Source organism: Imperialibacter sp. EC-SDR9 (genome assembly GCF_902498805.1).
Classification (GTDB): domain Bacteria; phylum Bacteroidota; class Bacteroidia; order Cytophagales; family Cyclobacteriaceae; genus Imperialibacter.
The window spans coordinates 189,957-205,978 of sequence record NZ_LR701576.1; the positions used below are offsets into that span (position 1 = coordinate 189,957).

Genomic DNA, 16,022 nt, shown 5'->3' on the forward strand with positions numbered 1-16,022 from the left:
AATACCACTACGGAGCGTCATGCCTGCATCAGCAGGCATCTCGGTTTGTAGCACAATCGATGTCAAAAAAAAACAGGCATGCAAACATCCGGTCTTATCAACACCTCAGCAAAATCAATAGTAGTCCTGGGCCTCTTATTTAACACTTCCTGTAAAGAGGTGAAAAAAGAAACAGTGGAAGCAGCAGCAGCCCCCACCGTCACTCCCCTCGCCTCCGACTTCGTTTTCGGCGACGACCGTGACTTCGCCCAGGCCCACGCCTCCACCCTCGTCCGCACCAACGACGGTAACTTCCTAGTAGCCTGGTTTGGCGGCACCCACGAAAAGCACGACGACGTAGGCATATGGCTCACCAAGGGCAACGCCGGCAACTTCTCAAGACCCACAGAAGTAGCCAAAATCCGTGAAGACGCCCATTGGAACCCGGTGCTGTTCAAAGAAGCCTCCGGAGATATCATCCTCTATTTCAAAGTAGGCAAAACCATCGACAACTGGGAAACCTGGTGGATCCGCACCACCGACAACGGCGAAACCTGGTCAGCCCCTGCTGAGCTGGTAGCAGGCGACAAGGGCGGCCGGGGGCCGGTAAGAAACAAGCCCGTCACATTAGCGGACGGCACACTGCTTTCGGGCTCGTCTAAGGAAACCAACAAAGTGTGGGATGCCTTTGTGGATCGCAGCACCGACAATGGACAAACATGGACAAAATCTGACTTCCTGCCCCTCGACAGAACAGCCATTGGAGGGGAAGGCATTATCCAGCCTACGCTGTGGGAGTCTGCACCGGGCAAGGTGCACATGCTATTAAGGAGCTCGGCCGGTGCTATCTGTCGCAGCGACTCTGAAGACGGTGGTGTGACCTGGTCGGCGGTGTACAAAACTGAGCTCCCCAACCCCAACAGCGGCATCGACGTGGTGAAGCTGCCAGGCGGCACTTTGGCCCTAGCCTTCAACAACACCTCGGGCAACTGGGGTTCACGGTCGCCGCTCTCTCTTGGTGTTTCCACCGACAACGGCCTCACCTGGCCCACCATTGTAGATATCGACAAAGGCACGGAAGAAGAGGAGTTCTCCTACCCCGCCATCATCCAGTACGGCGACACCGTGGCTGTTACCTACACCTGGAAACGCCAGAAGATTGTGTTTAAGAGCTTTTTGGTAAACAACTAAAGAGGTTACTCTCTACCTCCCCGCCGATGTAACCCCTTGGACTAAAGAGGTTACTCTATGCGTCCCTGCTGATGTAACCTCTTTACTCAGCAACAAATCGTCTTCTAAGATTAAAGAGGTTACGACTTTCTGCCGGGCAAAGTAACCTCTTTAATTGTAACGGCTTGAACTAAAGAGGTTACTCTCTCCTCCCCTGCCAATGTAACCTCTTTAGTCTGAAACGTATCGACTTCGAAGATTAAAGAGGTTGCACTTTCTCTGGGGCTAGAGTAACCTCTTTAATTACCCCCTCACTCCAACACCACCTTCTCCTTCCTCGGGTACTTCACATCGAAGTGCGGAGAAAACTTATTGCGAGCAATGTGATCTTAACTTTTTTCTACTTTCTTTTTGATTGAATGGCACAATACTCGTTCATTGTGCGAGATAAATAGTTTGATCTCCATGAAAATAATACAAAAGGCCCAAGTTTTAGCCTTCCTTTTGATTTCTATAGTATCCGTTTCTTCCTGTGACAAAGAGGAGTCGGTGCCGCTTCCTGTGCCAGAAGTAATAGAAATACTGCCTACCGGTGGTGTTGCCGGCATGGAGGTAACTATATCTGGCAGCAATTTCGTCGCCGACACCCTGGGTAATACTGTAACATTCAACGGGTTGGTGGCGAGTGTCAAAGAAGCGTCCACCGATGAGCTGGTAGTGGTGGTGCCAGAAGGAGGAGAAACCGGAGCCATTGAGGTGTCAACAAAAGGAGGAACGGCAACGGGTCCTGATTTCAGATACTATCAGATATATATCCTTGGCACTGCACGCTCAAAAACCACAAAACAAGATGTGATTACTTTATGGAGAAATGGTGTAGCGGAAGGTGTATCTGATGAAAACGTTTCGTGTTGGGCAGCCGCCATCGCTTTGTCAGGAAGTGACGTCTATGTTTCAGGAATAACGGTTGGTACTGGAATTAACCTACCAACCTATTGGAAGAATGGTCAGGCGTTTCCTCTGACCGGCGGTAAGCACGGAACAGTTGGCGGGTTGTCCGTCTACGGAGACGATGTTTATGTAGCCGGTTCTGAGCAAATTGGAAATTTGCAGGTGGCTACTTACTGGAAAAACGGAGTGAGTATTAACCTGGTACCGAGAGGTACTGGCTACAGTTATGCGTATGATGTGAAAATGAGCGATGGGGATGTATACGTGGCGGGGACAGGTAGTTCCCAGGGAATTTCCTTAGGAACGCTTTGGAAAAACGGAAGTAAATTGGAGTTTGAGGGCGATTTTGACGGTGTTTCCCTGAATCAGATGGAAGTAGAGGGTAGCGATGTTTACTTGCTGGGGCAAAGACTTACTGGCAGTAAACCCGCAATTTCATACTGGAAAAATGGTATTGAACATCCGCTTACCGATGGGTCTCATCAGGCTGTTCCCAGGGGGTTTGTTGTTGATAATGGCAGCGTATTGGTGGCCGGTTATGAGAATAACAACCAGCTTAATAAGGTAGCCAAGGTTTGGATCAACGATAAAGAGTACGTTCTCTCAGACGGATCCTCCTCTTTCCATTTATCCGACATTGCTGTTATCAATGGCGACGTCATCACTGCCGGTCATATAGAAATCGAAAACAACAATGAAATTGCCTTCTACGCCATCAATGATCAGCTTTTCACATTGACTGACCGCAGTTCAAGCCTTAGTATTTCAGGAATGGTTGTTTTCTAGTATCGAAGATTGTGGTCAACAAATCAACTCATTTAGGCTTTCAAAGTGTACTCATCTCGTTCAGTGAAAGCAGGTTACGACTTGCTACAGGGCAGAGTAACGGCTTTAATGGTAACGCCTTGAACTAAAGAGGTTACTCTCTACGTCCCTGCCGATGTAACCTCTTTAGTCAGGGTGAATCGTCTTCGAAGATTAAAGAGGTTACAACTTGCTGCGGGGCAGAGTAACCTCTTTAATGGTAACGGCTCGAACTAAAGAGGCTACTCTATGCGTCCCTGCCGATGTAACCTCTTTAGTCGGGACGAATGGGATGAATTGTTTCCTGAAGATTAAAGAGGTTACACTTGCTTTGCGGCTAGAGTAACCTCTTTAATTGAATACCTCGATACTATTCAGCTCGGGGCCACCACCACGGTTGCCTGAGCCTGCCACGGTGTAGATCTTGCCTTTTACGTTCACGGCGCCAGTGCCATGGCGGCCTTTGTTGAGCATCGGCAGGATCTCCCACTGCATGGTTTGCGTGTTGAAGGCCTCCACGTTGGCATGCGACTCTTCCTGGGCATCGCTTTCTCCGCCCATGATCAATACCTTTTTGCCCAACACCACCGAAGAAGCCCCTGCCCTTTTCGTTGGCAAGTTCTGCGCCTCGGCCAACGTCGACCACTGGCCTGTTTTGAAGTCATACACATCTACTGCTGGTTCTGTCAGGTTGAGCACCTGCTGGATTTTGGCGGTGGAGCGACGGCCGCCTGCCAGATACAGTTTGTCGCCTACAACGGAAGCGCCCACGTGGTCACGAATATGAGGCGCATCGGCCAGCCTCCTCCATCTGTCGGTCTTTGGGTCATACTCATCAAACCAGGCGTTGGTGCCATCCCAGTGGCCATCTGTTTCTCCGCAAATGATGTAAATCTTGTTTTTGTACACGAAAGCCCCTGCTGCACCCCTCCGACGATCTTCGGGGATCGACGGGCCCTTGCGCCACTCGTTCTTTTCCAAATTGAAGATATACACATCAGGAATGGGCACCTCATGAGGATAGCCTCCTGTGAAAGCGCCGATGACCCACATCTCGCCTTTGTAGTTAATGGCCTGAAAATGGCTCATCTCCAGGGGCGTCTCCACATGCTTTGTCCACGTGTTGGTTTTTATATCAAAAGATTCCACAGCCTTCACACCCCTGCCCCCTACCAGCACCAGCTTATTGCCAATGGCGGTCAGTGAGTTCTCGTGGCGGTTGGTGCATTCATTGGCGGGTGTCACTTTTTGCCAGCTTTGCGCCAGGGCGCAGGTGGCTGAAAGTGCAACTGTTACTATAAAGGCAAGGGTCTTTTTCATAACCAGGGAAAATTTTTGTTTAGCGTTTCAGACAACGGTTCAAAAGTAAAGATACAAGATTGGAGATATGCTTTGCCAGCAAAAAAGGGAAGAAGGGTAAGATTCTTGATTTAGCAGCCCAGGCTTGTCCCCTGAAAGCGACCGGAGAAGGGCTGTCAGGGGACAGCCCAGGGAGAAGAGCTTTAGGGCTCATTGGCATCTCATTTTTTTAGGTGAGCACTTTTCACCAGGAAATCCACCAATGTTCGTGAAGTAAGAAAACAATGCTGCGTGCTCTTCTCTCATGTTTATGCTGCCACGCCCAATCATTTTGTACTCCCCATTTCGGAAGCCTTCAATATAATAGGCCGTTCCATCGCTTACGGGCTGTGGATTTAGTGACTCAAATGGTTGATTCCAAAACAGTGAGTCCATAGCTTTCTCCAAATCCGGCCAACTAAGCCTCGAAATAGTAAAGTCTCCCACTACAACGACTTCTTTGTCTGGGAAATGAAGTCTTCCTGCCACTGAGTCGCCTTTTGCATAAAGGCTTTCCGACCAGCCTGGAGTAAACGGTGGGTGGGTTGTTAGTCGATACCCGTCCACCGGGGCGCTATCAATTGGATCAACATTCAAGTAATTCCATTGTTTCTCAATTTGGTTGAAGTACATTTCCCACTTCTGTGGATAACTTTGAGAAGCAACAGACTCCCAGTATTCTCTTTCAATTTGAAAATCTTGTGTAGTCAGAGAAGGACAGACGCAAGAAGCGATTTTCTGGCTTTCTACCGACGTAAGCGTGGGTGAGCATGCCCACAAAAAACTAGAAAAAAATATCAAGCATCTCACTTCCTTCATTTCAAACCTTGATCCTTCATAAATTTAAATCAAATTCGTTCAAAAACTATTCCCTTCTCCCCGCCTATACTCTAACAGGTCTGAAGCGATCTGAGAAGGGCTGTCGGGGGACAGCCCATGGAGAAGAGTTCATTTATAGTTGAGATTTACTTCTCACCAAAAAAGTCTCCAGAATATCGAAATACACTTTTCTGGCACCTGGCTGTGAAGCCAACTGATAATGTTCGCTGGCCTCTTTCATCAGGTTGTGTTGCTCATAACCCACAGCGAGGCGGAGGTGATCAATCGCCGCCACAGCTGAGCAGGGGCTACGGAGTCCGCCATGATCCCGAAATTCTATACCTATTTGGACTGACGTCTTTTGTTCGTCTTCGAGTTCCGACAATTCAATAAGCAGTAGTTTCGAAAACTGCCTTTTACCAGGAACCAATTCAGAAAGTTGAGCCTCATTTCCCACAATAATCTTTTCCAAAATCAATGAGTCAAAGATATCTTCAATCCTCAGTCTGTAAGAAATTGATTTCATATCAGGATTTTGGCTTTTCCATCGCAAACAGACTGGTTCATCTGCAACTAGCACTGGTCGATGGTCGAAAGGGAAAGTGTATTGAATATAGGCTGGATCGCCCATTGAATATTTGAAGCTTAGCAGGCGTTTGATCTTGTTGGTTGAATCGATCAGATAGCGCATATCAACATAAGTAGCTTCGTCCGCAGGATTCGATGCCTTGCTCAGTGCTGCTATCGTAACGACTGTATCACCCTCCATTTCCAGAAGTGCTCCTGAGTAGTGAGCGAGCAATGCGTATCCCGAGTCGATAATCAGAGAATCGTTCCATCTCAGAATATCCCCACTTGACAACTTAAAGTCATCTGCCCTTCTGCAAGACTCACAACTCAAAGCAACAAAAGGGGCGGCAACAACACTTTTAGTGCCAGCAGTCTTTCGAGTAGAATATTGTTGTGTCGTGCATGACACAAGAAAGAGTAAAAAAAGATGAAGGATTCTGTACATAAGGAGTTCAATTTACTCTACTCGGCTAATAAGCGGCATATCCCATTCCTTAATTTTAAAACTATTCCTTCTGATTTGCTGTTAATTTGCCATCTAAAGAACCCTCATATGCTTAAGTGGACTGATATAACAAGCTTCGCCAAAAATGGCAACCCCGCACCCGACAGAAAAGTAACGCTTACGGAAGCCGAATGGAAGGCAAAGCTTACCCCTGAAGAATACCAAGTAACAAGGCTGAAAGGAACAGAACGGGCTTTCAGCTCGGAAATGTGCAGCCTTTTTGAGCCCGGGCAATATGGCTGCGTTTGCTGTGGCACGTTGCTGTTCGATGCCTCTGAGAAGTTTGAGTCAGGCACTGGCTGGCCGTCTTTTACTCAGCCTGTGAAAGAAAACAGCATCGCCTATATCGCCGATAAGAGTCACGGGATGTACCGCATCGAAACTGTTTGCAACACCTGCGACGCCCACCTGGGCCATGTGTTTCCTGACGGCCCCGCACCTTCAGGCCTGAGGTATTGCATGAATGCCGTTGCTTTAAAAAAACTAAAGGAAGCCTGAAAAACCCCTGATTTCCGGTTTTTGGGAGACCTTAAAGCTAAGGTGAATCAACACATGTTGGCGGCAACAGGAGCGTAACATATTGTTAATTTTGTTGCCTATTTTCCTTTAAGGGAATTTTTTTAAAATACAGGCGCTTAGATTAAGTTTTCAAAAAACTAGTATTTCGTTTTAAATCCGCTACATTTATAAAAATTTATTTAACTAATAAGGCATGAATATTTTCGTTGGCAGTCTCCCTTACAGTATTGAAGAGGCTGAATTAAAAGGTTATTTCGAAGACTACGGTGAGGTTTCTTCTGTAAAGATCATCACAGACAAATTCACGGGTAGAAGCAAAGGGTTTGGTTTTGTTGAGATGCCGGATGACGAGGCTGCTCAGAAAGCGATCAAAGAATTAAATGGCGCCGAAGTAAAAGGAAGAGCTATAGTGGTGAATAAGTCAGAGCCGAAACCAGAAGGCGAAAGAAGAAGCGGCGGTGGCGGCGGATTCAATCGTGGAGGTGGCGGTGGTGGCGGAGGCTACAACCGTGGTGGCGGTGGTGGCGGAGGCTTCAACCGTGGCGGTGGCGGCGGTGGATACGGCCGTGGCAATCGTGACTCTGATTACTGAGAGCTTTCAATCGCTAAAAGAAATTAACAAAGTGGTTCAGACAATGAACCACTTTTTTTATTGGCTGTTGTTAAGAGTGGCTGTCGAATTAGGCACGCCTTCTTGCTTGCTGGTTATCAGTCTTTAAAGATTATCGTTGACAATGCCTGAGTCCTCTATAAAAACCCCTCATTCAGAAAACCAATTCGCCGACTACCGGAATTTCTGGTGGAACAAGGGCTTTATCGATTTGATGGCCAAAAGGATCAAGCTAAGCAAGCACACCTCCTTGCTTGATGTGGGCTGCGGGCAGTGCCACTGGAGCAAGATTCTTACCCCTTACCTCGGCAAGCCTGCCTATGTGGTGGGTGTGGACAAAGACCCCACCTGGGCAAATGGATCGGCGGAGCTCAAGCGGTTTTTTAAAGACCAGGCCGCCTGGTTCGAACTCTATCAGGGCGATGCCATGAACCTCCCGTTTGAAGATGCATCTTTCGATATTGTCACCTGTCAAACGGTGCTGATCCACGTTGGCAACCCCACCAAAGCGATAGAGGAAATGAAGCGGGTACTGAAGCCCGGAGGCACTATTCTCTGCGTGGAGCCTAATAACCGAATCCAAAGCCTGCTGAGAACCTCCGAGTCGGAAAATACCTCCATCGACGAAATGATTGACCATGTGAAGTACGCCCTGATTGTGGAGCAGGGAAAGAAAAGACTGGGCTTTGGCGACAACTCCCTTGGCGACCTGCTGCCCGGCATGCTGTCGAAGCAGGGTTTCGAGCAAATAGATGTTCGCCTGTCCGACAAGGCCATTGTGATGGTGCCGCCTTACGATACACAGGAGCAAATGGCCACAGCGAAGCATTGGAAAAAAGGCAACGCCGGCGATGCCATGAATAATTCCGATCTTTTTTACTTTGAAGCCTTTGGGGAAAAATACCTTTCCTTTTACGACGAGTACCATCAAAAATACGAGGACCATTCAGAAAGGATCTTCGAGGCCCTCAAAAACAACGACTTCCATTCTGCGGGTGGAGCGCTGATGTATTTGGTTTCCGGCAAAAAGCCCAACCACTGAGTTGCAACTTTCTCTGGTGTTCGGGGGTCTTCTATCCAAACAGTCAAACTTATGAGAGCCATTCTACTTTTTGTTACAGCTGCTATTATTCTGGGAGCCTGCGGTAGTGAGGACGAAGAACTTCTTTCGGTAAAGCTAAAGTCAGAAAGTGAGTACATTAAAACCGGCATTTCTTGTGGCTATTGCGCTGGCGTTTGTCTGGACTCCCTGGCGGTAACGCCCAACAAGCTCATTTACAAGAGAACCACCTGGGAAGAGGGCGATCCAAAAACAGAAATCATAGAACAAGCCTTTACCCAAAAGGGCTGGGAAAACCTCATCGGGCTCGTGCCTCTGCAGGAGTTCAGCGAGCTGGATCTGGAATCCTGCGCCCGTTGCTGGGACGGCTGCGACTACTGGCTCGAGATCAAATCGGGTGGTATTGAAAATTCCATCTCCTTTGCCTGGAACGAATTTCCTCAGCAGGTAGACTCACTCACCAAAGCATTGAATTCCATCAAAGAGCAGTTCAACGACGACTAAGGGTTTTCATTCTTCCCGCAGCACCTCAGCTGGATTGGTAGCTGCGGCTTTGTTGACCTGCCGGTATACCGACGTTGCCATAAGTATACCGATTAATATCGCTGCTGCAGGTATATACCACCAGGAGGCGCTTACATGAAAAGCGAACGAATTGAGCCAGTTGCCCAGAAAGTAGTAAGAAAGCGGGCCACCCACCACAAGGCCCACAGCCAGTACCGCAGCAAACGGACGCCCCATTTGGGTCATGATGTGCCACAAATCCGCCCCCAGCAGTTTGCGTATGCCCATCTCTTTTCTTCTCGTTTCCAAAATAAACGCTGCAAGCCCAAAAACCCCCAGCAGAGAAATAAGCACAATGACACCGGCAGAGACCCGGATGAAAAAAGAGAGTCGGTCGTCTTCTCTGTAGGCCATGTCGAGGGCATCAGTGAGCGAGGTAAATTCAACCTCCTGCGTAACACCAAGGTTGTTCAACAAGGCACCCAGCTTTTTCTTTTGCTCCTCCATGTCGCCATCTTCCAGTTTCACGGCAAGCAGATTGCGGGAAGATGCGGGCACAATTTGCCAAATCATGGGCTCCAACTCCTGGTACAGCGACTGAAAGTGGTAGTCTTCCATTACTCCTATGATGGTGCCTGTGTTCAGCGAATCGGCAACCACCTTGGAGAACGTTTCACCAATGGCAGCCTCGGGAGAATCGAAGCCGAACAACTCAACCGCCTTTTTATTGAGCACAAATGCCCGGCCTATGTCAGATGAAAACTCTTTCGAGAAAAACCGTCCGGCTACGAGCTTCACCTCATACACCTCATCAAAATCCGCATCAACGTAGTTGGCATTCATCATCGGCGTGGTGCCGGTGCTGTCTGCTCCAAGCCGGAACTGCGCACGGACATGGTCGCCCGTAATGGGGGTGAGCGATATGGAGGTTGCTTTTACAAATGACTGCTGTAGAAACGCCTGCTTGATGGCATCGGCCTTGGCATTTACCTGAGGGTCGGTGATGCTCATCGTTACCACATGTTCTTTGCCAAAGCCAAGGTCTTTGTTTTTGATGAAACGCAACTGCTCATCCATACCCAGTGCGATCACTGCAAAAAGTACGGACACAATCAACTGAAGGCCCAGGAGACCATAGCGAAGGCTCAATCTGGAATGGCCAGCAGCTACACCCTTCAGGTTGGTCACAGAAATAGTTCGGGACACTAACCAAAAAGGAACAATGCTCGAAATACCAGAAACGGCGAGGCCAAAAAAGAAAGTAAACAGGTAATACGTGACGCCTGTGAAGAGCCCAGTTCTCAGAGTGATGTTGAGCATGGCTTCAATTTCTGGCACCAGAAAGAACGTAAGGACATTGATCAAAAGAATGACCAGCGACAGCATGCAAACAGATTCTACAAGCAGTTGACCATACTGCTGACCAACAGGCTCTCCCATGATTTTGCGAATGGCCAGTTCTTTGGACCGCCTCATCAGCAAGGCGGTGGCCAGGTTCACATAGTTGGCAATGCTCACCAGCAACAGAAAGGCGGTCAGCACTCCCAAAGCCAAGTCGTTGAGCTTGCTTCCTTTTCTCCCCGAGTCAAACTGATGGCCACTGGTATAATGAACCCCAGTAAAGGCCACAGGAAGTAAGCTCAATACATCTCTCAGGCCTTCTGGAAAGTGTTCTTCTGTAATGGTAGCAAATTCTCCGGCAAGCTGGGCCTCATCAGCCGTGGCGTTCATCAGCAGGTAGGTGAAATTGCCTGGTACCAGAGCACCCGGGTTGTCGCTCATCGCATTTTCTACATGCGAATAGCTTGTGGCCATGTCAAAAGCAAACGAAACATTTTCAGGATAATCCCTGATAACAGCTTTTACCTGTGCCGAAAAGCTACCAGCCGGTGTTTCAAGAGATACCGTCTGCCCTATAGGGTCGTCCTCTCCAAAAAATCTTATGGCCGTTGTTTGGTTGATCACCAAACCATCAGGCGTTTGCAGTGCAGTTTCAATATTGCCGGCGACAACTTGTGCAGAAAACATGTTGAAAAAGCCGGGATCAGCAAAAAGCGGATAACTCTGCCCCAGGTTTTGGTCGCCAAGGGTAACGGATGCCGGCATGTACCGGTACCTGACTACCTCCTCAACATTGGCCAATTGCTCTTTCAACAGCGGCGCCAATGACTTCGAAGTGGCAGCATAGATCGAGGTCGATTCTGGCAGGCTCACCCTGGTGCTTACTCTGACAATCCTGTCGGCTTTGTCGTGAAACTTGTCAAAGCTCATGTGGTAGTACAATACCATCAGCACGGGTATGAGGGCACCCAGGCCAACTACAAAGCCAAGAATTTGCAGAAACGCAGTGGAGCGAAACCTCCAAAGGCTGCGGAGCGAGAATAAAAGATGATGACGCATAGTAAACTAATTTATTAGTCAATAAACTAATTAATTAGTTTTAATGCAAGAGACTTTCTGTTTTGTTACAGACTAATAAATGAATCCTAGTTTATCCAAACCATTCTGCACTTCAGGCGCTGACATAAACAGGTCCCACAGAAGGCCCGATCTGTGATTTTCGATCATTACCACTTCGGGGCCCTGATCGATGGCCAGGTACCACTTCACATACCAGTCCTTTTGTTCGCTGAAAGCATCATAGAAACCATACTCCCCCCACACCTTGTCGCCCAGGTCGAAGTACAGGTGCTTCATTACCTTCATGCTTTCTTCGGGCGTGTAAGGGAATGACGAAAGCGCCGCCGTGGGAGTAATAACCCCGAGGTCTTCATCCATAGGCCGGTGAGCCGCATAAAATCCTGTAGAATAGCTGGCGGTAAGGCCCCAGCAGTTTTCGCCGTACCCTTTATACCCCTTCGGGTTTTCGACGCACCACTGCCGGTTGATCAGCGTATGGTTCCTGTTTTCCTGCCAATAGTCAGCATACCTGTCTTTGAGATTGCGGGGATCTAACCCGACAAATGAATAATGAGCCCAGAAAAGTGGGCCACCATATTGCTGGGCAAAATTATGCTTCAGATTCAGGTGGTAACCGTATTGCGAATGGGTAGAATCGTTGAGAATGGCACCACTTCGGGCCCATCCATTATGATAAACTTCCGCCGGGATACCATGCGTGGGTGACGATGCCGCCAGCACATACATGATCAGGCATTCGTTCCACCCTTCAACTGGGAAGTTCATTTTCCATCCCTTATCGGGCGACCAGTGCCAGTACAGCACGTCCTGGTCACCATTGCGGTACCAGTCCCATTCCACTTCCTTCCAAAGCGTATCGATGCGGTTGGCCAGGGCCCGCTCCTCGTCGGTGCCTTCGTTGAAGAATTGACGCACTGCCAAAAGCCCCTGCACCAGGTAGGCCGTTTCCACAAGATCGCCCCCGTTATCGTTCTCACCAAAGGGCTTTACCTTGCCCGTTTCACCGTTGATCCAGTGCGACCAGGCACCGTGAAAGCGGTCGGCAGTTTCCAGGAAACCCACAATTCTGGTCATGCGCTCCAGGCCCTGCTCCCGGGTGATGAAGCCCCTTTTGATCCCCACCAGAATAGCCATCACCCCAAAGCCGCTGCCGCCGGAGGTAACGATGTGCTTGTCGTTGTCAGGGTAGTTGCCATCGGTATGGAATCGTTCCCTGGCCATGCCCGAGTTGGGCTCGGCGCCGTCCCAGAAGTACTGGAAAGTGCGGTATTCAACCAGTGTCATGAGGGAATCGTCGCTGATGGTGGTCTGATCTGAAGCGGCATCTGCAGCAGGTTTGTTTGGGGAGCAGGCGCTTAACCCTAAGGCTGCCAGCACCACAAGAATAGAAAGGTTGTTTTTCATAGTCGTTTATCTTTGGGAGGTAAATCCAAGTTTGTCAAGCCCGGGCTGCACTTCCGGGGCGCTCATGAAAAGATCCCACAGCAGCCCAGTTCTGTGGTTTTCTATCATCACTACAATTGGCCCCTGGTCGATGGCCAGGTAGGAGTTGGCTGTCCAGCCCTGAGTGATATTGAAAGCGTCGTAGAAGCCATTTTCGCCCAGCAGCTTGTCGCCCAGGGTGTAGTAAAAGAACTTAAGCGCCTTCATCGATTCCACGGGGGTGTAAGGGAATGACGACAGGGCCGCAGTGGGTGTGATCACGCCCAGGTCGTTTGTAGGAGAATGCGCCGAGTAGCCATTGTGGTTGTCGCTGGCAGTCAGGCCCCAGCAAAGGTCGCTATAGCCTACAAAGGCTTTGGGATTGGCTACGCAGTAGGCCTGGTTGATACGGCTGTGTGCAACATTCTGCTCCCAATAGTCACCATAAGTGTCGCTCAGTCCATTAGGGTCTAACCCTAAGAAGGAATAGTGCGCAAAGAAAAGCGGGCCGCCATAATCAAAGCCCAAAGGCAGCTCAATATCGTAGAACTTTCGACCATTTTTGATTGAGCCATTGCCTGCCCAGCCGTTATGATAAACGTCGGCACTTACGGCATGCGTTGGTGAGGCGGCAGCAAGGAAATAGGTAATGAGCGCCTCGTTGTAGCCACGGATCTGGTGGTTCATTTCCCATCCGAAGTTGGGCGACCAGTGCCAGTACAGCACCTTCTCTCCGCCCTTGGTGTGCCAGTCCCACTCTACTTCCTCCCACATAGTGTTGATTCTGCTAACCAGGTCAGCTTCGGCAGCATTGTCGACGTTGAGGTATTGGCGAACCGTGAGCAGACCCTGCACCAGAAAGGAGGTTTCCACCAGATCGCCACCGTTGTCTTTGGTGCTGAAAGGCTGCACAGCACCGGTATCGCCGTTGAGCCAGTGGGGCCAAACGCCATGGAAGCGGTCGGCAGTTTCAAGAAAGCCAATGACCTTGGCAAAATGATCGATGCCTTGCTGCCTGGTAATAAAGCCACGCTCTATGCCTGCAATGATGGCCATCAGGCCAAACCCAGTGCCGCCAGTCGTTACTGTGCTGCCGGACGAATTTCTTTCCCGGGCCATGCCACTTGCCGGGTGGGCATCGTCGTAGAAATACCGGAACGTCTTCTGCTGGATAAGGGTAAGCAGCGCTTCGTCGCTTATTTCCGGAAACACCGGTGTGGGTTCGTAGGTAGTGTAAAAGTCTTTTTTATAGAAATTGAATATTTCCCCCTCCTCGCCTTTAATGGCTTCATACAGCCAAACCTGAGTTTTCTGAAGGCCCTTCAATGCAGTGGAGGGAACAATGGTTAAGGTAGTTTTATCTTCAGAAAGCGTGATGGTGGACGGCAATAATCCGCTGGAGGAAAAAATGCGGACATTGGCATCCGTAATAGTGGATGGATCTACCGGAGAAGAGAAGGTAATTTCAAAAGAGGGCGTTAAGCTAATATCAACAATCCGCTCTGTCGTGAAGTAGTCCACCCCATCGATGAGTAGCTGGGTGACGTTAATTTCTTTGGGAACGGTTTGGAAAGAAACAGTCAAGCCGGCAAATTTTTCATTGCTGGTGCCTCTCAGGGTATTCCTTATCTCCAGGGTATAACTCTCATTGCCTTGAAGGCCATTTTCAGCAGAGGCAGAAAAAGTTTTGTCTTCATCAAGAAAGGAAAAATCGAGAGTGACAACTACACCCTCACTGTCTTTGAGCTCCACTGACGAAGCCACCGTGGTCTGGTCAAGCGGAGAGGTAAATGTAAAAACCAGGGGCTTATCAATTGGGGCATCGATGTTTTCGTCCGGATTATTCAGGTTGAGCGAGTAGATGCCTATATTACCTTTAGACAACTGTAGCACGAGGTCGGGAGTTGTTCCGCCATCGTCCTCGCCTCCGCAGGAAGTCAGGAGTAAACTGAGTACTAAAAAGAAGGGAGTAAGTTTATTGCGCATCAAAGTTTTAGGGAAAATGAGAGGGTTCCTAAACAGGAACCCTCATTTACTAAACCAATTCAATCTACTTAACTACGAATTATTATTTCTCTGAATCGTACATAAGCTTAACCTCTTCAGCTGTGATGGCTGCGGAGAATATTCTTACGTCATCCAGTTTGCCTTTGAAGTGATTTGCCGTTGGGAAGTTGTAGCCGCCCCATGGCTCGTTTTGCCACAAAGTGCCGCCCCTTGATTGAACAAAACCGAATGCCAGCACGTTTTCCACATCAGCCGCATCACTATTGAATTTCAAACCGACTACAGTAGGCTCTTTTGAATCAGCTGGCCACAATGCGAATTCCTGACGGACTACCAAAGCGCCATTGATATACATTTCTCTATACTTGCCACTAGCACTAAAAATGTAGGTGTAATGCATCCAGGTATCCTTTAATGTAGATGCCAAATCAGAATTCGTCTTGTTGAAAGTTGTGCCCTGCCATCCTTCATTGTCCTTAGTTTTTCCATCACCATTCCAAAAGAGGTCTCCACCGGTTCCAAGCGTTCCGTCTCCATACTCCATCATTGCGGGCATTTTTATAAACTTGTAGTCGCCGCCAATTTCAGTTTGAAAACCGTTGAAAGCACCAAGTCCCATCACAAAATGACCAGTTGGGTTTCCATCAGCATTCACATGCCCCTCGGAGTTTGTCTTAACCCAATACGCAAGAGTAAATTCTGCGCCATCCATCAGCTTATCACCATTAGGCACTTCTATGATACTCACGTCGCCATCAAATGTGGCCGCTTTACCAGCTGCTGCATTTCTTGAGTCAGTGTAAGTTATGGAAATTTCAGCATCGGCATCAAAGTCACCCACCTGGTCCTCTGCATTGCCCTCAAACGTCCAGTGTGCCACAACATTTTGAGGAGTGAAAGTACCAACGGTCGTAAAGTTTCTGGTGAGATCTGTTCCGAGTGTTTTTCCTTTTGTCGAGGTCAGGCCCGCCTTAATGGTCAAAATGTAGAGAGAGCCTCCGAACAGCTCTTCATTAGGGGTGATTTTCAGTGACCTGCCACTTGCCTCTACTGTTACCGCTACTTCTGCGTCATCAAAATCACTCACCAATGTCACGTTGGAAGAGGCCGTTGCCGGATCAATGTCTGTTGAGAAAATACCAGTGATAACTGCCGAAGTCGAAACGCCATCCGGGCTCGTGGCACCATTCAGGTCATCATCTCCAGCGTTCAGACTCACTATTGTGAGCTCAACAGCCGCTTCTTCATCGCCTCCGCAGCTTATCAGAAAAGAAACCGTAGCCACCATAGCCAGTGCCCACAGCGAGTTGAAAATTAATTTTGCCTTCTTCATAATGATGTAG

13 protein-coding genes are annotated in these 16,022 nt (G+C 48.9%); 6 read left to right on the forward strand and 7 right to left on the reverse strand.

Going from position 1 to position 16,022, the window contains the following annotated elements:
* Positions 1-78: 78 nt before the first annotated feature.
* Both GC130_RS05115 and GC130_RS05120 read left to right on the forward strand, forming a co-directional pair.
* A complete protein-coding gene (locus tag GC130_RS05115; protein ID WP_151997196.1) occupies positions 79-1,170 on the forward strand; it encodes an exo-alpha-sialidase in 1,092 nt (363 codons plus the stop codon).
* 444 nt (positions 1,171-1,614) lie between these two features.
* Positions 1,615-2,886, forward strand: coding sequence for an IPT/TIG domain-containing protein (locus GC130_RS05120; protein ID WP_151997197.1), 1,272 nt, complete (start codon positions 1,615-1,617; stop codon positions 2,884-2,886).
* Between the two features lie 369 nt (positions 2,887-3,255).
* Here GC130_RS05120 and GC130_RS05125 read toward each other — a convergent pair whose 3' ends face one another.
* From GC130_RS05125 to GC130_RS05135, 3 genes are all read right to left on the reverse strand, one after another.
* Complete coding sequence (locus tag GC130_RS05125) at positions 3,256-4,224, reverse strand: kelch repeat-containing protein (RefSeq protein WP_151997198.1); 969 nt, start codon at positions 4,222-4,224, stop codon at positions 3,256-3,258.
* Between the two features lie 189 nt (positions 4,225-4,413).
* Entirely contained in the window at positions 4,414-4,875 is a 462-nt protein-coding gene (locus GC130_RS05130) for a hypothetical protein (RefSeq protein ID WP_151997199.1), read from the reverse strand.
* A 319-nt stretch (positions 4,876-5,194) separates the two neighbouring features.
* A complete protein-coding gene (locus GC130_RS05135; RefSeq protein ID WP_151997200.1) occupies positions 5,195-6,076 on the reverse strand; it encodes a hypothetical protein in 882 nt (293 codons plus the stop codon).
* A gap of 108 nt (positions 6,077-6,184) precedes the next feature.
* Between GC130_RS05135 and msrB the strand changes: the two genes are divergently transcribed.
* The 4 genes from msrB (at position 6,185) to GC130_RS05155 (ending at position 8,829) form a co-directional block, all read left to right on the forward strand.
* The gene (gene msrB / locus GC130_RS05140) at positions 6,185-6,634 is read left to right on the forward strand and encodes a peptide-methionine (R)-S-oxide reductase MsrB (RefSeq protein WP_151997201.1); all 450 of its coding nucleotides are present in this window, start codon (positions 6,185-6,187) and stop codon (positions 6,632-6,634) included.
* Between the two features lie 214 nt (positions 6,635-6,848).
* Complete coding sequence (locus tag GC130_RS29055) at positions 6,849-7,247, forward strand: RNA-binding protein (RefSeq protein WP_151997202.1); 399 nt, start codon at positions 6,849-6,851, stop codon at positions 7,245-7,247.
* Between the two features lie 142 nt (positions 7,248-7,389).
* Entirely contained in the window at positions 7,390-8,307 is a 918-nt protein-coding gene (locus GC130_RS05150) for a class I SAM-dependent methyltransferase (RefSeq protein WP_151997203.1), read from the forward strand.
* 51 nt (positions 8,308-8,358) lie between these two features.
* A complete protein-coding gene (locus GC130_RS05155) occupies positions 8,359-8,829 on the forward strand; it encodes a hypothetical protein (protein WP_151997204.1) in 471 nt (156 codons plus the stop codon).
* A gap of 6 nt (positions 8,830-8,835) precedes the next feature.
* Here GC130_RS05155 and GC130_RS05160 read toward each other — a convergent pair whose 3' ends face one another.
* The 4 genes from GC130_RS05160 to GC130_RS05175 form a co-directional block, all read right to left on the reverse strand.
* A complete protein-coding gene (locus tag GC130_RS05160; protein ID WP_151997205.1) occupies positions 8,836-11,229 on the reverse strand; it encodes an ABC transporter permease in 2,394 nt (797 codons plus the stop codon).
* 72 nt (positions 11,230-11,301) lie between these two features.
* Positions 11,302-12,654: a glucoamylase family protein gene (locus GC130_RS05165; RefSeq protein ID WP_151997206.1), complete on the reverse strand. Its 1,353-nt coding sequence runs from the start codon at positions 12,652-12,654 to the stop codon at positions 11,302-11,304.
* 6 nt (positions 12,655-12,660) lie between these two features.
* A complete protein-coding gene (locus GC130_RS05170; protein WP_151997207.1) occupies positions 12,661-14,658 on the reverse strand; it encodes a glucoamylase family protein in 1,998 nt (665 codons plus the stop codon).
* Between the two features lie 82 nt (positions 14,659-14,740).
* Positions 14,741-16,012: an Ig-like domain-containing protein gene (locus tag GC130_RS05175; RefSeq protein WP_151997208.1), complete on the reverse strand. Its 1,272-nt coding sequence runs from the start codon at positions 16,010-16,012 to the stop codon at positions 14,741-14,743.
* Positions 16,013-16,022: the final 10 nt, after the last annotated feature.